Source organism: Nesterenkonia marinintestina (genome assembly GCF_025420485.1).
GTDB classification, from domain to species: Bacteria; Actinomycetota; Actinomycetes; order Actinomycetales; family Micrococcaceae; genus Nesterenkonia; species Nesterenkonia marinintestina.
This window is the reverse complement of record NZ_JAOEFD010000005.1, coordinates 14261-34616: the sequence shown is the minus strand read 5'-3', so window position 1 is coordinate 34616 and position 20356 is coordinate 14261. Positions and strand designations below refer to the sequence as shown.

20 protein-coding genes and 1 riboswitch are annotated in these 20356 nt (G+C 70.3%); of the genes, 6 read left to right on the top strand and 14 right to left on the bottom strand.

Features of this window, described 5'->3' with window-relative positions; all coding sequences use genetic code 11:
* Positions 1 to 27: 27 nt before the first annotated feature.
* Positions 28 to 855: an SDR family oxidoreductase gene (locus N7E59_RS05440; protein ID WP_261623907.1), complete on the top strand. Its 828-nt coding sequence runs from the start codon at positions 28 to 30 to the stop codon at positions 853 to 855.
* Positions 843 to 1571, top strand: a complete 729-nt coding sequence (locus N7E59_RS05435; RefSeq protein WP_261623906.1) for a class I SAM-dependent methyltransferase — start codon at positions 843 to 845, stop codon at positions 1569 to 1571. Before N7E59_RS05440 ends, N7E59_RS05435 begins: the two co-directional genes overlap by 13 nt.
* Before the next feature lie 9 nt (positions 1572 to 1580).
* On the opposite strand, the gene N7E59_RS05430 is transcribed toward N7E59_RS05435, so the two are convergent.
* The 12 genes from N7E59_RS05430 to N7E59_RS05375 form a co-directional block, all read right to left on the bottom strand.
* Positions 1581 to 2636 carry a DUF2510 domain-containing protein gene (locus N7E59_RS05430; protein ID WP_261623905.1) on the bottom strand — a complete coding sequence of 352 codons (1056 nt, stop codon included), beginning with the start codon at positions 2634 to 2636 and terminating at the stop codon, positions 1581 to 1583.
* A gap of 112 nt (positions 2637 to 2748) precedes the next feature.
* Positions 2749 to 3504 carry an enoyl-CoA hydratase/isomerase family protein gene (locus N7E59_RS05425; protein WP_390905017.1) on the bottom strand — a complete coding sequence of 252 codons (756 nt, stop codon included), beginning with the start codon at positions 3502 to 3504 and terminating at the stop codon, positions 2749 to 2751.
* A gap of 61 nt (positions 3505 to 3565) precedes the next feature.
* Positions 3566 to 4744: a 1,2-phenylacetyl-CoA epoxidase subunit PaaE gene (gene paaE, locus N7E59_RS05420; RefSeq protein ID WP_261623903.1), complete on the bottom strand. Its 1179-nt coding sequence runs from the start codon at positions 4742 to 4744 to the stop codon at positions 3566 to 3568.
* Positions 4744 to 5241: a 1,2-phenylacetyl-CoA epoxidase subunit PaaD gene (gene paaD / locus N7E59_RS05415; RefSeq protein ID WP_261623902.1), complete on the bottom strand. Its 498-nt coding sequence runs from the start codon at positions 5239 to 5241 to the stop codon at positions 4744 to 4746. Before paaD ends, paaE begins: the two co-directional genes overlap by 1 nt.
* 59 nt (positions 5242 to 5300) lie before the next feature.
* The gene (gene paaC, locus N7E59_RS05410; RefSeq protein WP_261623901.1) at positions 5301 to 6128 is read right to left on the bottom strand and encodes a 1,2-phenylacetyl-CoA epoxidase subunit PaaC; all 828 of its coding nucleotides are present in this window, start codon (positions 6126 to 6128) and stop codon (positions 5301 to 5303) included.
* On the bottom strand, positions 6125 to 6427 hold the full coding sequence (paaB, locus tag N7E59_RS05405) for a 1,2-phenylacetyl-CoA epoxidase subunit PaaB (RefSeq protein ID WP_261623900.1): 303 nt from the start codon (positions 6425 to 6427) through the stop codon (positions 6125 to 6127). Before paaB ends, paaC begins: the two co-directional genes overlap by 4 nt.
* A 45-nt stretch (positions 6428 to 6472) precedes the next feature.
* Positions 6473 to 7459, bottom strand: a complete 987-nt coding sequence (paaA, locus tag N7E59_RS05400; RefSeq protein WP_261623899.1) for a 1,2-phenylacetyl-CoA epoxidase subunit PaaA — start codon at positions 7457 to 7459, stop codon at positions 6473 to 6475.
* A gap of 98 nt (positions 7460 to 7557) precedes the next feature.
* A complete protein-coding gene (locus tag N7E59_RS05395) occupies positions 7558 to 8163 on the bottom strand; it encodes a TetR/AcrR family transcriptional regulator (RefSeq protein ID WP_261623898.1) in 606 nt (201 codons plus the stop codon).
* A 56-nt stretch (positions 8164 to 8219) separates the two neighbouring features.
* Positions 8220 to 9545 (bottom strand): phenylacetate--CoA ligase family protein, encoded by a 1326-nt coding sequence (locus N7E59_RS05390; RefSeq protein ID WP_261623897.1) that lies wholly within the window; start codon positions 9543 to 9545, stop codon positions 8220 to 8222.
* A gap of 4 nt (positions 9546 to 9549) precedes the next feature.
* On the bottom strand, positions 9550 to 10008 hold the full coding sequence (gene paaI / locus N7E59_RS05385; protein WP_261623896.1) for a hydroxyphenylacetyl-CoA thioesterase PaaI: 459 nt from the start codon (positions 10006 to 10008) through the stop codon (positions 9550 to 9552).
* A gap of 126 nt (positions 10009 to 10134) precedes the next feature.
* Positions 10135 to 11016 (bottom strand): NAD-dependent epimerase/dehydratase family protein, encoded by an 882-nt coding sequence (locus tag N7E59_RS05380; RefSeq protein WP_261623895.1) that lies wholly within the window; start codon positions 11014 to 11016, stop codon positions 10135 to 10137.
* Between the two features lie 20 nt (positions 11017 to 11036).
* Positions 11037 to 12242: an acyl-CoA dehydrogenase family protein gene (locus N7E59_RS05375; protein ID WP_261623894.1), complete on the bottom strand. Its 1206-nt coding sequence runs from the start codon at positions 12240 to 12242 to the stop codon at positions 11037 to 11039.
* Positions 12243 to 12397: 155 nt separating this feature from the next.
* Between N7E59_RS05375 and N7E59_RS05370 the strand changes: the two genes are divergently transcribed.
* Both N7E59_RS05370 and N7E59_RS05365 read left to right on the top strand, forming a co-directional pair.
* Positions 12398 to 14158, top strand: coding sequence for an AMP-binding protein (locus N7E59_RS05370; RefSeq protein ID WP_315942989.1), 1761 nt, complete (start codon positions 12398 to 12400; stop codon positions 14156 to 14158).
* 22 nt (positions 14159 to 14180) lie between these two features.
* Entirely contained in the window at positions 14181 to 14696 is a 516-nt protein-coding gene (locus tag N7E59_RS05365; RefSeq protein ID WP_261623893.1) for a MarR family winged helix-turn-helix transcriptional regulator, read from the top strand.
* Positions 14697 to 14720: 24 nt separating this feature from the next.
* Here N7E59_RS05365 and mmsB read toward each other — a convergent pair whose 3' ends face one another.
* Positions 14721 to 15677: a 3-hydroxyisobutyrate dehydrogenase gene (gene mmsB, locus N7E59_RS05360; protein ID WP_261623892.1), complete on the bottom strand. Its 957-nt coding sequence runs from the start codon at positions 15675 to 15677 to the stop codon at positions 14721 to 14723.
* A gap of 27 nt (positions 15678 to 15704) precedes the next feature.
* Positions 15705 to 17201, bottom strand: coding sequence for a CoA-acylating methylmalonate-semialdehyde dehydrogenase (locus tag N7E59_RS05355; protein WP_261623891.1), 1497 nt, complete (start codon positions 17199 to 17201; stop codon positions 15705 to 15707).
* A 105-nt stretch (positions 17202 to 17306) separates the two neighbouring features.
* Here N7E59_RS05355 and N7E59_RS05350 point away from each other — a divergent pair, with 105 nt between their 5' ends.
* Together N7E59_RS05350 and N7E59_RS05345 are read left to right on the top strand one after the other, a co-directional pair.
* On the top strand, positions 17307 to 18491 hold the full coding sequence (locus N7E59_RS05350) for an acetyl-CoA C-acetyltransferase (RefSeq protein ID WP_261623890.1): 1185 nt from the start codon (positions 17307 to 17309) through the stop codon (positions 18489 to 18491).
* A 267-nt stretch (positions 18492 to 18758) separates the two neighbouring features.
* Positions 18759 to 18891, top strand: a riboswitch (SAM riboswitch).
* Positions 18892 to 19020: 129 nt separating this feature from the next.
* The gene (locus N7E59_RS05345; RefSeq protein WP_261623889.1) at positions 19021 to 20355 is read left to right on the top strand and encodes an O-acetylhomoserine aminocarboxypropyltransferase/cysteine synthase family protein; all 1335 of its coding nucleotides are present in this window, start codon (positions 19021 to 19023) and stop codon (positions 20353 to 20355) included.
* The last annotated feature ends 1 nt before the right edge of the window (position 20356 follow it).

The window sequence follows — 20356 nt, the reverse complement described above, 5'->3', positions numbered from 1 at the left end:
ACCGACGGAAGGACGGTGCCGCAGCCGATGCGTGACGAGCGGGAAGTCGACCGCGATGTCGACCGGGGACTGACCATGCACCGGCGCGCCGTCGTCGTCACCGGGGTCAGCCGACGCCGGGGGATCGGCTTCGCCGTGGCGCGCCGACTCGTCGCCCGGGGTGCCTCCGTGCTGTGTCAGCACTACGCCCCGCACGACGCCGAGCAGCCCTGGGGCGGCGACGACGTCGAGGCCGTGCTCGCCGACCTCCGCGAGCATGCCAGGGGCTCCGCCCAGGTGGTCGGACTGCACGCGGACCTCACGGTCGAGGGTGAGCCCGAACGTGTCGTCTCCGTCGCTCACGAAGAGTTCGGACGTCTGGACGGGCTGGTGTGCAATCAGGCGCAGTCCGGACGGGACGGACCCTTGGGCGCGCTGACCGCCGGAGAGCTCGACCGCCACTGGCAGGTCGACGCCCGCGCCTCCATCCTGTTGGCGCAGGAGTTCGCCGCCCGATGCGGGGACGGCGTCGACGGATCCATCGTCTTCATGACCTCGGGTCAGGCGCAGGGACCGCTGCCCGGAGAGGTGGCCTATGCGGCGGCCAAAGCGGCGATCGCCGGGGCCACGACGACCATCGCCGACCAGCTCTCCGATCGGGGGATCCGCGTCAACACCGTCAATCCCGGACCCGTGGACACCGGTTATCTGAACGATGAGATGTGGGCGTCGGTGCGCTCGAAGTTCCCCTTCGGCCGCTTCGGTCAGCCCGACGACGCCGCCCGGCTGGTGACCTGGCTGCTCGACGACGACTCCCGATGGATCACCGGACAGGTCATCAACTCCGAAGGAGGCTTCGCCCGGTGGAGGACGTGACCGCAGACCGCAGCTTCGACGACTTCGTCCCAGCACCCAACCAGGCCGACGATCCCGACCTCTACGAGGTGGAGAACCGTGCGATCGATCCGAAGGGGCACCTGTGGCATGCGCTGATCGAGGCGGCTCCCTGGTCCGGTCGCACCCTGGTCGATCTGGGGTGCGGCACCGGGTACTGGCTTCCGCACTACCGCGAGGCGGGCGAGGTGATCGGCGTCGAGCCGGACGAGCGGCTGCTCGATGCCGCACGGGCCCGTCCGGGCGGAGCGCAGGTGCTGCACGGCTCCGCCGAGCACCTGCCGCTCGGCGATGACAGCGTCGACGTCGTCCATGCCCGCTTCGCCTACTTCTTCCCCCATGAGCGCTTCGATCCCGGCCCGGGCTTGGATGAGGTCGCACGCGTGCTGAGGCCCGGCGGTCGGCTCGTCGTCATCGACAACGACACCGAACGCGGAGAGTTCGCCGAACTGCTGCGCCGCAGCGACTGGGCCGAGGAGCAGGGCCGCACACCGTTCGCCTCCCGGTGGTGGGCCGAGCGGGGAGCCGAGACGACACCAGTGATGAGCTCCTGGAGCTTCGACGACGCCGCGACCTGCGAGGCGGTGCTGCGGATGGAGTTTCCGGGTCACGTCGTCGATGAGTGGTGGCAGGAGCACGGGCCCACCGTTGAGTTGAGCTACGGCTACCTGCTCCACGTGTGGAGGGCGCCGGGATGAGCGGAACGGTCAGTCCTCCACCTCGACGGTGACCGTGCCGTCCAGCGCCCCGTCGCCGTAGCCGCCGACGATGATCGTCGCCGTCCCCGCCTCGGAGGATCGGACCTCGAGGTACGGATCGAAGACGCTGCCGTCGCCGGATGCGTCGGAGCCGCGGTCGTCGTTCTCCAGGTGCGTGTGGTCGGGCATCACGATGTTCAGCACGCCGTCGTCGCCGGGTCCGTCACCACGGACGTCGACGGTGAGCGTCTCGCCCTCCGCCAGATCCACGGTGCCGATCCACTGGTCGCCGTCGTCGATGGAGAGGTCGAAGTCACCGGGTTCCAGGGCGCTCTCGTCAGCCTCGACGGAGGTCGCGGAGACCTCGGTGTCGGCGCCGCCGAAGAAGAAGGTGTCGACGACGACCTCGTAGTCGCCGGGCTCCAGATGGGTGACGATGCCGGCGTCGAGGGTGTTCGAGGAGTCGGCGCCGCCGTCGTCGACCGAGGCGATCTGAGTGCCCTCCGGACTGTTCAGACTCAGCATCGGGTCGTTCCCCGAGGAGCTGGCGGTCTGCACATGGTAGAGGCCGGCCTCCTCGACGGTCAGCGTCAGCGACGCGGACTCTCCGCGGTCCACTGTCAGTGAGGCGGCCTCCCCGTCAGCCTCGAGGGTCTCCGGGTTCGCGGAACCGCCGTCCCGGTCCCCGTCACGATCCGTCTCGTCGCCCTCGTCGTCGCTCTCGTCCGGATCCTCGTCCGTGTCCGGATCGGTCCCCTGATCCGAGTCGTCGGCCTGCGTGGTGTCCTCATCGCCGCCGAGGAGAAGCAGGGTGGCGACGAGCGCGCCGATGAGCAGCACCCCGACCACGGCGAGGACCCCGAGCACCACCCCGGGACGCATGCCGCCGCCGGAGCTCGAGTCTGCTCTCGGAGCGCCGGGGGAGGGGAATCCGTCATGCATCGGAGTGCCCGGCGCGGTCGCCGGTGCCGGCGCGGTGTGCGCCGTCCATGCGGTGCCGTCCCACCAGCGCAGCTGATCGGGGACCTGTGGGTCGGAGTACCAGCCCGGCTCCGGCGTCGTCATGGCTCGCCCCATCCTCCCCGTCCGATCTCGCGCCGGGGTTCAGGACCGCAGGCGCGTCACATCTCTGAGGATAGACCCGGGACCACGGTTCGGCGAGGGCCGGTGTGCCCGGTCAGACGCCCCGGAACTCCGGGCGGCGCTTGTCCTGGAACGCGGCGAACCCCTCGGCATAGTCCTGCGAGGAGCAGAGTCGGCCCTGGGCGCGGTTCTCCTCGTCCAGAGACTCCCACAGGCCGATGCGGTCGTCGCGCAGACGCCGGACCAGCTCCTTGGACTCACGGAAGGCCAGGGTCGCGCCCGCTGCGGCCCGGACCGCCTTGCCGCGGGTGAACTCGACCAGCTCCTCGCCCGGCAGTGCGCGGGAGAACAGGCCGGACCGGACGGCCTCCTCGCCGGTCATCAGATCTGCGGTGTAGATGAGGTCCAGGGTGCGGTGGGCGCCGAGCCGCTCGACGAACAGTGCGTGGCCGCCGGAGTCCAGCGTCGCCCCGAGGTTGGCGAAGGGCGAACCGATCTTCGCGTCCTCGGCGACGTAGACCACGTCGGTGGCGATCGCCAGCCCCAGTCCGACGCCCAGGCATGGCCCGTGTACGGCGGCGAACGTCGGTGCCGGGAAGGCCGCCATCCGCCGGAGCACTGGGGTGACCTTCTCCTGCAGATAGCCCAGGGCGTCGTCGGTCGACGGGTCGACCGCGGAGATGTCGCGCCCGGCGCAGAAGCCCTTCCCCTCGCCGCGCAGCAGCAGCGCACGGGCGCCGGCGGCCTCGGCCTCACGGTAGGCGTCGTCGAGCTCGGACAGTGCGGCCTCGTCCAGGGAGTTCAGCTTCTTCGGCGCGTCCAGCACGACCTCGGCGAGTCCGCCGTCCATGGTCCAGTCGATCACGGTGCTCTCCTCTCGACCGCAGACACGGCCGATGATGCGGGGTGGGTCAGGAGTCGAAGTCGACGGCCAGCTTCTTCGAGGTGGGACGGGTCTGGCAGGTCAGCACGTAGCCGGCCTCGACCTCGTCGGGCTCGAGGGCGAAGTTCTCCTCCATCTCGAAGTCCCCGGAGACGACCTTGGCCCGGCAGGTGCCGCAGACGCCGCCGGCGCAGGCGAAGGGCACGTCGGGTCGGGTGCGCAGCGCGGCGTTGAGCACCGTCTCCTGGGCGGACTTCGGGGACTCCACCTGTCCGGTGAGCCCGTCGAGGGTGAACTCGATCTCGAAGTTGTCGCCCTTCGGGTCGGCCTTCACCTCGCGACCCTGCTGGCCCGTCGGGCGGTCCGGCCGACCGGTGGTGAACAGCTCGAAGCGCACCTTCTCCTCCGGCACTCCGCGGGAGGACAGTCCGTCGCGGACCAGCTGCACGAGCTCGAACGGGCCGCAGAGGAACCATTCGTCTGTCCCGTCCACCCGCAGCACCTTGTCGAGCAGGTCGTCGAGCTTCTCGTGGTCGATGCGACCGGTCAGCATCGGGTTGATGCGCTGTTCGCGGGAGAGGACGTGGTGGACGGCGAACCTGGAGGGGTAGCGGTCCTTCAGATCACCGATCTCTTCCGCGAACATCACGTCGCCCGCCGAACGGTTGCCGTAGACCAGGTCGAAGGAGGTGTCCTCCGCGGTGGCCAGGACCGACTTCGCGATCGACATGATCGGAGTGATCCCGGATCCGGCGGCGAACGCCACCATGTGCACGTGGCCCGGCTCGGCGGCGGCCTCGGCGGCCACCTCCTCAGGACGGTTGAGGGTGCGCAGCGCGGTCTTGGAGACGAAGGTCCCGGCCGGGTTCATGACCTCGAGGGTGTCTCCGGCCCGGAGCTCGTCGTTGGCCCACGAGGAGAAGAGCCCGCCGAAGTCGCGCTTGATGGCGACCCGGATCTCTCCGGGCACCGGGACGGTGCAGATCGAGTAGGAGCGGCGGATCTCCTGCCCCTCGATCTCCGCCCGCAGGGCCACGTACTGTCCCGGCGCGTAGTCGAAGTCGTCCTGCAGCTCCTCGGGGATCGCGAAGGTGACCTCCACCGAGTCCGGGGTCAGCCGGCGGACCTCGGAGACGGTGAGCGTATTGAAGGTGGCTCGGCGTCGTGCGGGGGCCCCGCTCTGCGCGTCGGCGGTGTCAGTGGTCATCAGTGCACCTTGAAATGGTCGAAGGGTTCCAGGCAGCTGTTGCAGCGGTAGAGGGCCTTGCAGGCGGTGGAGCCGAAGTGGGCCATCTCGCGGGTGTCGGGGGAGTCGCAGCGCGGGCACTTCACGCTCAGGCCCACACGGACCGGTCCGCCCGCCGCGGCTCGGCCGGTGGGCGGCGCGATGCCGTACTCACGCAGCTTCCGCTTCCCCTCCTCGGTCATCCAGTCGGTGGTCCAGGCCGGATGGAGGACCAGGTCGACACGCACCTTCTCGAAGCCGGCCTGCTCCAGAGCGGTTCGGACGTCGGCGGTGATGGTGTCCATCGCCGGGCAGCCCGAGTAGGTGGGCGTGATGACGACGACGGCGGTGCCGTCCTCCTCGACGTCGGTGCGTCGGAGGATCCCCAGGTCGGCGATGGAGAGCACCGGGATCTCCGGGTCCGGCACCGTGGCGGCGATGTCCCAGACGCTGGTCTGCGGCGCGGCGGTGGTGGCCATCGGGCGGGCTCCTCTCGGTGTGGGGTGCGTGTGGTGATCCGGGGCGGGCCCGGGGACCGTCACCAGGTGGCGTCGGGGTGCCGGCGGGCGAGGACCTGCATCTCGGCGAGGATGAAGCCGCGCTGCTCGGAGTGGAGCCCTCGGCGGTCTCCGCCGTAGGCCGGAGCCGCATCGGGCACGGTGAGTCCGGCCTCCTCGATGATCTCGGCGACCCGGCGCATGGTCGGCTCACGCAGCGACGACGGCGGCACGGCGACGCCCTCGAGACGTTCGATCGGCTCGACGTCGACGAAGAGCTCCTCGACCAGGGGCCACAGCGAGTCGAGTCCGGACTGCATCCGGCGGGAGGACTCCTCGGTGCCCAGGCCCAGGCGCAGCACCCACTGGGCGGCGTGGTCCTGGTGGTAGGCGACCTCCTTGAGCGCCTTGTCGGCGATGGCCGACAGGGTCCGGTCCTCGGAGTCCAGCAGCCGGGTGTAGAGCTCGTGGGCGTAGAAGCTGAAGATCAGCTGCCGGGCGATGGTCGTGCCGAAGTCGCCGTTCTCCTGCTCCACGAGCCGGCAGGACCGGAAGTCCTCCTCATCGCGGAAGTAGGCGAGGTCGTCCTCGGACTTCCCCCAGGCGCTGCCGGCGTAGGTGAGCAGGAACCGGGCGTGGCCCAGCAGGTCGAGGGCGATGTTCGCCAGGGCGATGTCCTCCTCGAGCTCCGGAGCCCGGGAGATCCAGCCGCCGAGGCGCTGGGCGAGCATCAGGGAGTCGTCGCCGAGGATGAGCGCATACCGGGCGACGTCCTCGGAGGCCGTCGCACCGGAGTCGGCGATCTCCTCCGCGGTGATCGCGTCGCCCTGCGACTGCTTGGTCGCGGAGTCGTGGGAGGCGAAGCTCACAGGTGCTTCACCCCTTCGGACTTCGTGTAGTAGGTGGCGTGGCGGTAGCTCTTGCCCTGCGCCGACTCGAAGAAGCCGCCCTTGGAGTCCGGGTCGGAGGCGGTGACCGCATCGGCCGGGACGACCCACACGGAGGTCCCCTCGTTCCGGCGGGTGTAGAGGTCCCGGGCGTTGCGCACGGCCATGGTGGCGTCCGGGGCGTGGAGCGAGCCGGCGTGGACGTGGGAGAGTCCCCGCGAGGACCGGATGAAGACCTCCCACAGCGGCCAGGTGTTGGAGGAGGAGTGCTCGGAGGTCATGGGTGTGGTGCCTCTCTGACGTGACGTGGATCGTGTGGGTGCGGCTCAGGCGCCGACGAGACCGGCCTGCGGGGCGGCCTCGCGGCGGGCGTATGCGGCCGCGGCCTCGCGCACCCAGGCGCCCTCGTCGCGGGCCCGGCGGTAGTGGTCCATGCGCTGGCGGCTGCACGGGCCTCCGCCCTTGAGCACGGTGAAGAACTCGTCCCAGTCGAGCTCGCCGAAGTCGTAGTGGCCCCGCTCCTCGTTCCACTTCAGGTCGGGGTCGGGCAGGGTCAGTCCCAGCGCCTCGGCCTGGGGGACGATCATGTCGACGAACCGCTGGCGCAGCTCGTCGTTGGAGAACCGCTTGATGTTCCAGGCCATCGACTGCTGGGAGTTCGGGGAGTCGGCGTCGGGCGGGCCGAACATCTGTAGCGCGGGGCCGTAGAACCGGTCCACGGCGTCCTGGGCCATCTGCTTCTGGGCCTCCGTGCCGTGGGCCAGGGTGTGGAGGATCTCCCAGCCCTGGCGCTGGTGGAACGACTCCTCCTTGCAGATCCGGACCATGGCCCGGCCGTAGGGGCCGTAGGAGGCGCGGCAGAGCGGGACCTGGTTGCAGATCGCGGCACCGTCGACCAGCCAGCCGATGGCGCCGATGTCGGCCCACGTGCGGGCCGGGTAGTTGAAGATCGAGGAGTACTTGGCGCGGCCGGTGTAGAGCTGGTCGTACATCTCGTCGCGCGGGGTGCCCAGCGTCTCGGCGGCCGAGTACAGGTAGAGGCCGTGGCCGGCCTCGTCCTGGACCTTCGCCATGAGGATGGCCTTGCGCTTGAGGCTGGGAGCGCGGGTGATCCAGTTCCCCTCCGGCTGCATGCCGATGATCTCGGAGTGCGCGTGCTGGGAGACCTGCCGGACCAGGGTCTTCCGGTACTTCTCCGGCATCCAGTCCCGCGGCTCCACGCGGGAGTCGTCGGCGATGAGCTGCTCGAAGCGGGCCTCGCCGGCCTGGGCGTCCTCGCGTGCGTCCTGCAGGGAGGTGACATCGGCTGACATGCTGCGTCCTCGATCCGTCGAAGAATTACTGACCGTTCGTTCAGTATATCCCCACAGGCCTGTGACAGTCAACACATCGCCGCCGCGACGCCGACGGTTCAGCGGCGCAGGCCGTCCAGCATCAGGGAGACCATGTGGTCGCGCAGCGCATCCACCGAGGCGACCCGCTCCGGCCGGTACCAGTCCACTATGGAGTTCACCATGCCCATGGTCAGGCGCGAGACCGTGCGCGCATCGATGTCGGCGCGCAGATCGCCGTCGCTCTGCGCCCGGCGGACCAGCTCGGCCAGGCGCAGGGTGATGTCCCGCCGACGCTGCAGGGCCCGGACCTCGAGGTCCGAGTTGCCCCGCAGGCGCAGCAGCAGCGTCACGTAGGGCAGCGAACGGGTGAGCACCTCGATCGAGGAGCCCAGGATGCGTTCGAACTCCTCGACCGGCCGCAGCCCTGCCGAGCCGGCCTCCTCGACCACGCTCTCCAGCTCGGACAGGGAGTGGGTCAGGGCGATGTCGAGGATCTCCTCCTTGGAGGAGACGTGGTGGTAGATCGCCGACTTCGAGATCCCCAGCTCACGGGCCAGTGCGCCCATGGACGTACCCTCGTACCCGTGGCGGTTGAAGGTCTCGACGCAGACGGTGATCAGCTCGTCGCGGTCGTATCCCGGACGGCCCCGACGGACCGCGGGCTGTGTGGCGGCGTCCGTCATGGCATCCCCCCGCCGCGGCCCGACGGGGCCGAGGGGGAACGCGTCATCGTCGCACCTCACTTGGGCCGTTCGTCATAGATCCTCCTCAGCTTGCCCGACGAGCGTGCCAGCGCTCCGGGCTCCTCGACCACGACGCGGCAGGAGCTGCCGATCCGGATCTTGATCCGCTCCGCCAGGGTGCGTCCGGCGCCCTCGCCGTCCTCGGCGGTGCAGTCGGAGCGGCGCTCGATGTGCACCGTCATCTGGTCCATCCGGTCCGGGCGCGTCAGCCGCAGCTGGAAGTGCGGGGACAGGTGGTCGATGCCGAGTGCGATCTCCTCGATCTGCGAGGGGAAGAGGTTCACTCCGCGCAGGATGATCATGTCGTCGCTGCGGCCGGTGATGCGGCCCATGCGGCGGTGGCCGGGCCGGTCGGTGCCCGGCAGCAGCTGGGTGAGGTCGTGGGTCCGGTAGCGGATGATCGGCAGCGCCTGTTTGGTCAGCGCGGTGAAGACCAGCTCGCCGTGCTGACCGGTGGGCAGCACCTCGTCGGTGAAGGGGTCGATGATCTCCGGGCGGAAGTGGTCCTCCCAGATCGTCGAGGCGTCCTGGCGCTCGCCGGACTCTCCGGCCACGCCCGGGCCCATGACCTCCGAGAGCCCGTAGATGTCGCAGGCCCGCAGGTCGAAGGTCCGCTCGATCTCACGGCGCATCTCGTCGGTCCACGGCTCGGCGCCGAGCACGGCCACCTCGAGCGAGGTCTCCCGGGGGTCGACGCCGGCCGCACGGAACCCGTCGGCCAGTGCGAGGAGGTAGGTCGGGGTGCACAGGATCGCCCGCGGGCGGAAGTCCTCGATGAGCTGGACCTGCTTCTCCGTCTGCCCGCCCGACATCGGGATGACGGTGGCCCGGAGCTTCTCGATGCCCGCATGGGCCCCCAGGCCTCCGGTGAACAGCCCGTAGCCGTAGGCGTTGTGGACCATGTCCCCGGGACGCACTCCGGCGAAGCGCAGGCAGCGCGCCACCAGCGTGGCCCAGGTGTCGAGGTCCTCGTCGGTGTAGCCCACGACGGTCGGCAGGCCGGTGGTGCCGGAGGAGGCGTGGATCCGGCGGATCTGCTCCATCGGCACGGCGAAGCCCTTGAACGGGTAGGCCCGGCGCAGGAACTCCTTGTCCGTGAAGGGGAACTTCGCCAGGTCGTCGAGGGTCTGCAGGTCGTCGGGGGAGACGCCGTGGGAGTCGTAGAGCTCCCGGTACGCCTCCACGCCGTCGTAGGCGCGCCGCACGGCGTCCTGCAGGCGGGTGAGCTGGAGCGCTTCGATCTCAGCCCGGCTCATCAGCTCCTCGGGGTCGGGCTGTGAGGGGTCGGTCGGCGCGAGTTCGGAGGGCGTCTCGATGCTCATGGCGTCACTTCTCTCGGGAGGTCTCGGCCCCGGCGGGCGAGGAGGGGGCGGGGATGGTGCGGTAGCGGCCCCGGAACAGGGCGATGGGCTCGTCGTCGCTGTCCCGGGTGACCACGACGTCGCAGACTCCGCTGCGTCCGGTCGCCGCCACGGCGCGTGCCTCGGCGATCAGCACGTCGCCGACGGCCGCGGGCCGCAGGAAGTTGATGTCCACTCCGGAGGCCACCGTCACGGTGTCCGCGTCGCCGTCGGGGGCGTTGCACGACATGGCGAATGCGGTGTCCGCCAGGGAGAAGACCATCCCCCCGTGGGTGATGGCGAAGCCGTTGGTCATCTCCCGCCGGACGGTCATGGTGATCCGGGCGTGCCCGAGGTCGGCCTGGAGGACCTCGATGCCGAGCCACTGGGAGGCGTGGTCCGAGGCGAGCATCGCGTGGGTGGGAGCTTCGAGGGGCTGCGGCATGGGTTCTCCGGAGTGGTGCGAGGAATTACAGACCGTTCGGTCGGTAACTCAACTCAAGCACCGGGGGTCTGTGATGTCAACCACAGCCGGGGGTGTCTGTCCCCAGCAGGCGGGACGTCGCCGATCTCAGAGTTCGAGGGCGTAGCCCGACCGGTAGTCGCGGTGCCGCAGAGCGGTTCCGCAGGCGGCGAGGAGGCCGTGCAGCCGTGAGCCGTCCATCCGACGGCCGTGCGCCCGGTCCGGGTCGAGCTCGGGCCATGGACGCGGTCGATCGAGCCTGTCGGCGAGCCAGTTGTGGACCTCTCCGACCGCGATCGGCATCTCATCGACTCCGATGAGCACCCCGGGCGGCTCCTCGACCCCGGCGAGCGTGCACGCGGCCAGGGCGGCGTCGTCGACGTGGATCCTGTTCGAGATCCGCAGCGGGTCGCCGAGGCGCTCGCGGGCCTCCGCACCGCCGTCGAACGCCTCGATGCGGCTGATGAGCCGTCGGCGTCCGGGACCGTAGATCCCGGAGAGCCGCAGGGTCGAGGCCGTGATCCCGTGCGTGCGCGCCCCGACGACGAGCTCCTCGACCTGGACCAGCACCTCCGCGGTGGGGGAGGCCGGGGTGAGCGGGGACTCCTCGTCGAGACGGCCCTCGGCCCCTCCGTGGACCGACGTCGAACCGATGACGATCAGGCGGGGACGCGGGGCCGGCATCGCGGCGATCCGCTCCAGGACCGCCGCCAGGCCGTCGTGGAGGACGGCGCGGTATCGGGCGGCGCTGCGCTCGCCGGCGCTGGGTGTGAACACCACCGTGGAGGTGTCCTCGGGCAGCTCCGGAAGGTCTGCGGGTCGAAGCAGGTCGGCCGCGACGCCGCGGATCTCGGCGGGGAGGCGTTCGGGAGACCGGCGCCAGCCGTCGACGTCGTGCCCGCGGGCGTGCAGCCGCAGGCCGATGCGTGTGCCGAGGTCGCCGCATCCGACGACGACGGCGCGGCCCGCTGTGCTCCCGTCATGGTCCATGGCTGCACCCTACCTGCGGCTCAGACGAAGGCGGAGAGTCCGGTCAGGCCGCGGCCGACGATGAGGGAGTTGATGCCGTAGGTGCCCTCGTAGGTGTAGATGGCTTCGAGGTCGTTCATCATCTTGGCCATCTCGAAGTCGCTGACGATGCCGTTGCCGCCCATCGCGTCGCGCCCCATCGCGGCCGACTCGCGGCCCAGACGGGTGGTGGTGGCCTTGGCCATCGCCGCATGCATCATCTCCAGCCGCCCCTCCTCCTGCAGGCGGGTGACCTCGGACATCATGCCGATGCTGGCCGCCAGGTTCCCGGCGATGTGGGAGAGCGCCTGCTGGATGAGCTGCAGCTTGGCCAGCGGGCGCCCGAACTGGTGCCGGCTCAGCGTGTACCGGCGGAGGATCTCCAGCAGGCCCTGCTGGGCACCCACGGCCTGCCAGCCGACCCAGGCGCGGGAGGCTCGCAGCAGGTCGTTGGCGGCCCCGAAGCTCTGCGCCCCGGGCAGCAGCGCGTCCTGCGGGACACGGACGTCGTCGAAGACGATGTCGGCGTTCTGCATGATGCGCAGGCCGATCTTGTTGCCGATCTTGGTCGCCCGGTATCCGGGGGTGTCGGTGGGCACCAGGAAGCAGCGGATCTCGTCGTCGGCGGTGTCCCGGGCCCAGACCAGCGCGACGTCGGCCAGGGTTCCGGCGCCGATCCAGCGCTTGGTGCCCCTGATGACCCATCCGTCGTCCTCGAGTGTCGCCGAGGTCTCGAGTCCGCCGGCGATGTCGGAGCCGTGCTCGGGCTCGGTGAGGCAGAAGGCTCCCAGCGACTCGAGCCGCTTCATCCGAGGCAGCCACCGCTCCCGCTGGGCCTCGGAGCCCAGGTGCTCGATGGTGCCGACGTTGAGCTCGTTGTGGATGCCGATCAGCGCGGAGATCGACAGGTCGCAGCGGGCGAGGGCCGCATGGGCGAGCCCCTGGAACAGGAGCGAGGAGCCGTCGGTGAAGACCTCTCCGAGCCCCAGTGCGCCCAGCCCGGGCAGCAGCTCCGGCGCGAACTCCTCGCGGTTCCAGGGCTCGATCGTCTGCCGACGGACGTGCTCCTCCAGATGCGTCTCGATCGTCTCGAGGCGGGTGCGCTCCGCGGCGTCGAGGCGGGAGCGCAGGTCGAACAGGTCGACGTGCGGCAGGCCGTCGAGGTGGGCGGCGTCGGGTCCTCCGGCGGGAGAGACGGTGTGGGTCATCGTGACTCCTTCGTCGCGGACGGGCGGGACGAGGATCGCCCGTCGTCGCCCGCAGTGGCTTTACCGACTATAGGATATCCAAGTAAATTGGGCGTGTCTCACATCACAGCCGGCGATCCGCCGTCCGCGACCGTCGACCCAGGAGGTTCCCCATCATGTCGGTGACCGAGCAGTTCACAGAGGCCCGTGACCACCTCGTGTCGCTCCAGCAGGACTGGGAGCGGGCCCGCGAGGAGTTCGTCTGGCCCCGGTTCGAGCAGTTCAACTTCGCCCTGGACTGGTTCGACGCCGTCGCCGCCTCCGAGGCCCGCGGCTCGCAGGACGCGCTGGTGATCCTGGAGGAGGACGGCTCGGAGCTTCGGCGCAGCTTCGCCGACCTCTCGGCGACGTCGAGCCGGATGGCCAACTGGCTGCGGGAGAAGGGCGTCGCCCGGGGGGACCGACTGATCCTCATGCTGAACAACCAGGTCGAGCTGTGGGAGGTCATGCTGGCCTGCATCAAGCTCGGCGCGGTGATGGTTCCGACCACCACGCAGATGGGTCCGGCGGACCTGCAGGACCGGATCGACCGGGCCGAGGCCGAGTGGGCCGTGGCCGGCGGCGAGGACCTGGCGAAGTTCGCCGAGGTCGACGGCGGATACACCCTCATCCACGTCCCCGGGGTCTACGCCGACGAGGCCGCACGCCGCACGCCCGAGGTCCCCGGGCGCACGGTGCTCAGCCTGCCCGAGGCCTACGGGGCGCCGGCCGACTTCGCCCCCGACGGGCCCACCGGCGCCGAGGACACCCTGCTGCTCTACTTCACCTCCGGGACCACGTCGAAGCCGAAGCTGGTCGAGCACACCCACACCTCCTACCCGGTGGGACACCTGTCCACCATGTACTGGATCGGACTGGAGCCCGGAGACGTCCACCTCAACGTCGCCTCGCCGGGATGGGCCAAGCACGCCTGGTCGAACTTCTTCGCCCCGTGGATCGCCGAGGCCACGATCTTCGTCCACAACTTCCGGAAGTTCGACGCCGGCGCCCTGATGGACGCCATGGACCGGGTCGGCGTGACCAGCTTCTGCGCCCCGCCCACCGTGTGGCGGATGCTCATCAAGGCGGACCTGAGTCAGCTCAGGACCCCTCCGCAGAAGACGATCTCGGCGGGCGAGCCGCTCAACGCCGAGGTCATCGACCAGGTCCAGAAGGCCTGGGGCTGCACCATCCGCGACGGCTTCGGTCAGACCGAGTCCACGCTGCAGGTGGCGAACACGCCCGGCCGTCCGGTCCGGATCGGAGCCATGGGGCTGCCCCTGCCCGGCTACGACGTCGTGCTGATCGACCCGGTCACCGGGGAGGAGTCGCAGGAGGGGGAGATCTGCCTGCGCCTGGACCCTCGACCGGTCGGTCTGATGAAGGGCTACTTCGGCGCCCCCGACAAGAACGACGAGGTCTTCCGCGACGGGGTCTACCACACCGGTGACATCGCCTCGCAGGACGAGCAGGGCATCGTCACCTATGTGGGTCGGGCCGACGACGTCTTCAAGTCCAGCGACTACAAGATCTCCCCGTTCGAGCTCGAGTCGGTCCTGGTCCAGCACCCCGGCGTCGTCGAGGCGGCCCTGGTTCCGGCTCCGGACGAGATGCGTCTGGCGATCCCCAAGGCGTACGTGACCCTGACCGCCGGGTACGAGCCCACGGAGGAGACCGCCGCCGACATCCTGCAGTTCTGCCTGGACCGGTTGGCCCCGTACAAGCGGATCCGTCGCATCGAGTTCACCGAGCTGCCCAAGACGATCTCCGGGAAGATCCGACGGGTGGAGCTGCGTCAGCACGAGAACGACCGTGCCGGGGCCGGTCCGGACGATGCAGCGTCCGCTCCCGCACTGGGACGCGAATTCCGGGAGGAGGACCTGCCGCTGCGCCGCTGAGGCGCCGCCGTAGACTGTTGCGATGTCCAAGAGAGCCACAGAGCTGAGCAGGGATCCCATCGCCGAGGCCCGCCGGAACTGGGAGCGCCACGGATGGACTGAGGTGGCCGCACCCATGGCCGCGGTCACCTCCGTCATGAGGGTGCAGCAGATCCTCCTCGCCCGGGCGCAGGAGGTGCTGAAGCCGTTCCGGCTGACGTTCGCCCGCTATGAGATGATCGCGCTGCTCAGCTTCTCCCGCGAGAAGCAGATGCTGATGAGCAAGGCCAGCGCCCTGCTGCAGGTCCACCCCACCTCGGTGACGAACACGGTGGACCGTCTGGAGGCCGCGGGTCTGGTGGAGCGCCGTCCGCACGCCTCGGACCGGCGGGCCGTCCTCCTGGTCCTCACCGACGAGGGACGGCGCGTGGCCACCGAGGCCACTCAGGCGCTGAACGACGAGCTCTTCGCGGACACCGGGTTCGAGGCCGCCGACGTCGCCCTCGTCAACGACATCTTCACACGATTCCGCGCCCGGTCCGGCGACTTCAGCCTGTGACCGGACGCGGTGCCGCGGGTCGACTCAGCGCTCCTGGGACGCCTCGCGGATGGTGGTGATGATGCCGGAGAAGTCCAGCCCGGCGCCCTCACCCTCGGCGAAGCGCCGGTAGATCTCACCGGCCGCACGACCCAGCTGCGCGTCCACACCGGTCTCGTCCAGGGCGTTCGCGGCCAGGGTCAGGTCCTTGGCCATCAGCGCCCCGGCGAACCCGGGGGCGAAGTCGCGGTTGGCCGGGCTGGTGGGCACGGGGCCGGGGACGGGACAGTTGGTGGTCAGGGCCCAGCACTGTCCGGTGGCCCCGGAGACCACGTCGAACATCGCCTCGTCGGAGAGCCCCAGCTTCTCCGCCAGGACGAAGGCCTCCGAGACCGCGATCATCGAGACCCCGAGGATCATGTTGTTGCAGATCTTGGCGGCCTGTCCCAGGCCCGCGTCGCCGCAGTGGACGACCCGGCGTCCCATGATGTCCAGCAGCGGGTGGAGCTCGGAGAAGACCTCCTCGGTCGCTCCGACCATGAAGGCCAGGGTGCCGGCCTCCGCACCGACCACACCGCCGGAGACCGGCGCATCGGCCGCGCGGAACCCGGCCTCGCGGGCCATGTTCGCCGCCTCCACGGCCTCGGAGGTGTTGATGGTCGAGCAGTCGAGGAAGATGGTCTCCGCACGGGCGGCGGAGAGCAGGCCGGGCCGTTCGGGGGTCCCGGCGTAGGCCTCCTTGACGTGCTGCCCGCTGGGCAGCATCGTCAGGACGACCTCGGCCTCGGCCACGGCGTCCAGCGGGTCGTCGACGACGGTGACCCCCTTCGAACGTGCGGCGTCCAGGGCGGCGGGGACCACGTCGAAGCCGTGGACGACGACGCCGGCGGCGACGAGGTTGGCCGCCATCGGCCCGCCCATGTTGCCGAGCCCGATGAAGGCCACCCGCGGAAGGTCCGATCCGGGGACGGCCCCGGTCGCGTCGTCAGAGGTCTCTGTCATGATCGTCTCCCTTCGGAAACCTGGGTCTCAGCTGCCTTCTGGCATGACGAAGCTGGCACCGTCCTTGATGCCGGACGGCCAGCGGGTCGTCACCGTCTTGGTCTTGGTGTAGAACTTCAGGCCGTCGGTGCCGTGCTGGTTGAGGTCTCCGAACCCGGAGGCCTTCCAGCCGCCGAAGGTGTAGTAGGCGATCGGCACCGGGATCGGCACGTTGACTCCGACCATCCCGACCTCGACCCGACGGGTGAAGTCGCGGGCGGCGTCGCCGTCGCGGGTGAAGATCGAGACGCCGTTGCCGAACTCGTGCTCAGTGGGCAGGCGCAGAGCCTCCTCGTAGTCGGCGGCGCGGACCACGCTCAGCACCGGACCGAAGATCTCCTCCCGGTAGATGCGCATCTGCGGGGTGACGCGGTCGAACAGGGTGGCACCGACCCAGAAGCCGTCAGGGTGACCGTCGACGGTCGCGCCGCGTCCGTCGACGCGCAGCTCGGCGCCCTCCTCGACTCCGACACCGATGTAGTCCTCGATGCGGGCCTTGGCGTCGGGGCCTACCACGGGGCCGAAGTCCGAGGACTCCTCGAGGGACGGACCGAGGGTCAGCTCCGCCATGCGCTCCTCGAGCAGCTCCACGAGCCGGTCCGCGGTCTCCTCACCGACGGGCACCGCCACGGAGATCGCCATGCAGCGCTCACCGGCGGAGCCGAAGGCCGCACCGATCAGAGCGTCGGCCGCCTGCTCCAGGTCGGCGTCGGGCATGATCACCATGTGGTTCTTCGCGCCGCCGAAGCACTGGGCGCGCTTGCCGTGGGTCGCGGCGGCGGTGTAGATCGCCTGGGCGATGGGGGTGGAGCCCACGAATCCGACCGCCCTGATGCGGTCGTCCGCGATGAGGGCGTCCACCGCCGTCTTGTCTCCGTGGAGGACGTTGAGCACGCCTGCGGGCATACCGGCCTCGATCGCCAGCTCGGCCAGCCGGACCGGCACCGAGGGGTCGCGCTCCGAGGGCTTGAGGACGAAGGTGTTCCCCGCGGCCAGCGCGACGCCGGCCTTCCACAGCGGGATCATGGCGGGGAAGTTGAACGGGGTGATCCCGGTGACCACGCCCAGGGGCTGGCGCATCGAGTGCACGTCGACCCCGCCGGAGACCTCGGTGGAGAACTCTCCCTTGAGCAGGTGCGGAGCGCCGGCGGCGAACTCGACGACCTCGACGCCGCGCTGGATGTCCCCCTTGGCGTCGGGGAAGGTCTTGCCGTGCTCGCCCGACAGCGTCTCGGCGAGCTCATCCATGTGGGTGTAGATCAGATCGACCCACTTGAGCAGGATCCGGGCACGACGCTGCGGGTTCATGGACGCCCATCCGTCGAAGGCGGCCTGGGAGGAGGCGATCGCGGCGTCGACCTCGGCCTCGGAGGCCAGCGGCACCGTGGCCTGCGGCGCGCCCCGCACCGGATCGAAGACCTCCTTGGTGCGGCCCGAGGTGCCCTCGGTGCGTCGTCCGTCGATGAAGTGCGTCACCTGGTGCATGGAGCTTCTCCTCCGCGTCGCGGCTGGAATAGTCTGTGAGCTGAGTCTCGTTGGTAATCTAGCGAGAGATTATTGGACGTGCAACTATTTCTGGAGGTCCCGCCCATGTCCGTGAACGTCATCGTCTCCGGCGCCCGCACCCCCGTCGGCAAGCTCCTCGGGGGCCTCTCGAGCCTCAGCGCCGCCGAGCTCGGCGGCGTCGCGATCGCCGGTGCCCTGGAACGGGCCGGCGTCTCCGGAGAGGACGTCGACTACGTCATCATGGGGCAGGTCATCCAGGCCGGGACCGGCCAGAACGCCGCCCGCACCGCAGCACTGGCCGGCGGCGTCCCCGCCGGGATCCCATCGATCACCATCAACAAGGTCTGCCTCTCGGGCCTCAACGCCGTCGCCACCGCCGACCAGATGATCCGGGCGGGGGAGTGCGAGGTCGTCGTCGCCGGGGGCATGGAGTCGATGTCCCAGGCGCCGCACCTGCTGACGAAGTCGCGGACCGGAATCGCCTACGGAGACGGGACGCTGGTGGACTCGATGGCCCACGACGCGCTCTGGGACCAGGCCACCGACCAGTCCATGGGTGCCCTCACCGAGTCCTGCAACACCGGTGAGCGCTCCTACACGAGGCAGCAGCAGGACGAGTTCGCCGCCGAGTCCCACCGCCGCGCCGCCGACGCCTCGGAGGCCGGCCGCTTCGACGAGGAGATCGTCGAGGTCGAGGTGCCTCAGCGTAAGGGCGACCCGATCCGCGTCACCGCAGACGAGGGAGTCCGCGCCGGCACCACCGCCGAGTCCCTGGGTCGGCTGCGGCCGGCGTTCGCGAAGGACGGCACGATCACGGCCGGGTCCGCGTCCCAGATCTCCGACGGCGCCTGCGCCATGGTCGTGATGCCCAAGGAGAGGGCCGAACGGCTGGGTCTGACCTGGCTGGCCGAGATCGGAGCCCACGGCATGGTCGCCGGCCCCGACTCCTCGCTGCAGCTGCAGCCGGCCAACGCCGTCGCGCGCGCCTGTGAGAAGGACGGCCTCGAGCCCGGGTCCCTGGACCTGGTGGAGATCAACGAGGCCTTCGCCGCCGTCGGGCTGGCCTCCGCCGATGAGCTGGGCATCGCCCCGGAGAAGGTCAACGTCGACGGCGGGGCCATCGCGCTGGGCCACCCGGTGGGGATGTCGGGCGCCCGCATCCTGCTGCACCTGGCTCTGGAGCTGAGGCGCCGCGGCGGCGGCACGGGGGCGGCCGCCCTCTGCGGCGGCGGCGGCCAGGGGGATGCGCTCATCCTCCGCGTGCCGTGACCGGACGCTGAACCCCGCACCCCCGCCGCCGCCCATCGAGGGAGAGAATCTGGTCTTCCGGGTCCGCGTGTCGGCACCAGTCATGCTCCTTCGATGAGGGGTGGGGGTCGTACCGCCCATCGACGGAGAGAAGTTCGCCCTGGGCGACGGCGTGTCGCGACGAGCCTCTCTCCCTCGATGCGGGAGGTGCGCTCGGGTGGGCTTGAGGGCGGTCGACGGTGTGCCCGGGTTGCCCTGCGGGGGTTTCCCGGGCACACTGATTCCGAAGGTCAAGAGTGCCAGCGCGAAACCCCGGTTTGCTGGCCGGCAACCCTCCAGTTCGCGGTGGGGTGCCCCGGGTGACGACCTGGCCCGGACGGCCTGCGGATGCTCCGCGGACCCGGACGGGCAAGCGCGGGCCTCCACACCAGTGCGGCCCTACACCAGTCCATGAGACGCCACCACGTCCATGGGGCAGGGCCCAACGGTCGACCCGTCGCCGGAGATCCGGGGCGCTGCTCCATCGGGCCAGGACCGAACGGAGTCGGCCATGAGCGAGAACTCGACCCAGCACACCCCCCGCTTCGAGACCCTGCAGATCCACGCCGGCGTCGAGCCCGACCCGCACACCGGAGCCCGAGCCCTGCCCATCCAGCAGACCACCTCCTTCGTCTTCCCGGACACCGAGTCCGCCGCCCGACGGTTCGGACTCGAAGAGCTCGGGCCCATCTACTCCCGCCTCACCAATCCCACCGTGGAGGCGGTGGAGAACAAGATCGCCGCGCTGGAGGGAGGCGTCGGGGCACTCGCCGTCGGCTCCGGCCAGGCGGCCACCTCACTGGCTCTGCTGAACATCGCGGAGTCGGGCGCCCACATCGTGGCCTCCCCGCAGCTCTACGGGGGCACGCAGAACCTCTTCAAGCACACGCTGCCGAAGTTCGGGGTGAGGGTGAGCTTCGTCGAGGACCCCGACGACGTCGCCTCCTGGCGGGCCGCGGCCCAGGAGGACACCGTGGCACTGTTCGGGGAAATCGTCGCCAACCCGCGCGGCGACGTGCTCGACGTCGAAGCCGTCTCCGGGGTGGCCCGGGAGTTGGGCGTCCCGCTCATCGTCGACTCCACTCTGACGACCCCGTACCTGATCCGTCCCATCGACCACGGCGCCGACGTCGTGGTCCACTCGGCGACGAAGTTCCTCGGCGGACACGGCACCGCCATCGCCGGGGTCATCGTGGACGCCGGGCGCTTCGACTACACCCGATACCCCGAGCGATTCCCCGGCTTCTCCCAGCCCGATGAGAGCTACCACGGGCTGGTCTACGGCCGAGACCTCGGAGCCGACGGCGCCTTCGGCGTCAACCTGTCCTACATCCTCAAGGCCCGCGTGCAGCTGCTGCGCGACTTCGGACCGGCGCTGTCGCCGCACAACGCCTTCGAGATCAACCTCGGACTGGAGACCCTCAGCCTGCGGATGGAGCGTCACGTCGCCAACGCCCAGCGGGTCGCCGCCCACCTCCGGTCCCACCCCGCGGTCCGGCGGGTCGACTACGCCGGCCTGGACTCCAGCCCGTCGGCCGAGCGCGCCCGGCGGTACCTGCCCCGTGGGGCCGGGTCCGTGCTGGCCTTCGAGGTCCACGGGGGTGCGGAGGCGGGCCGGGCGCTCGTCGACGCCCTGGAGCTGCACTCGTTGGTGGCCAACGTCGGTGACGTGCGCTCCCTGGCGATCCACCCGGCCTCGACCACCCACAGCCAGCTCTCCGAGGAGGACCAGCGCGCCGCCGGCGTCTCTCCCGGGATGGTGCGGCTCTCGGTCGGGCTCGAGCACATCGACGACATCCTCGCCGACCTCGACCAGGCGCTCGCCGCCGCACCGACGGAAGGCTGAT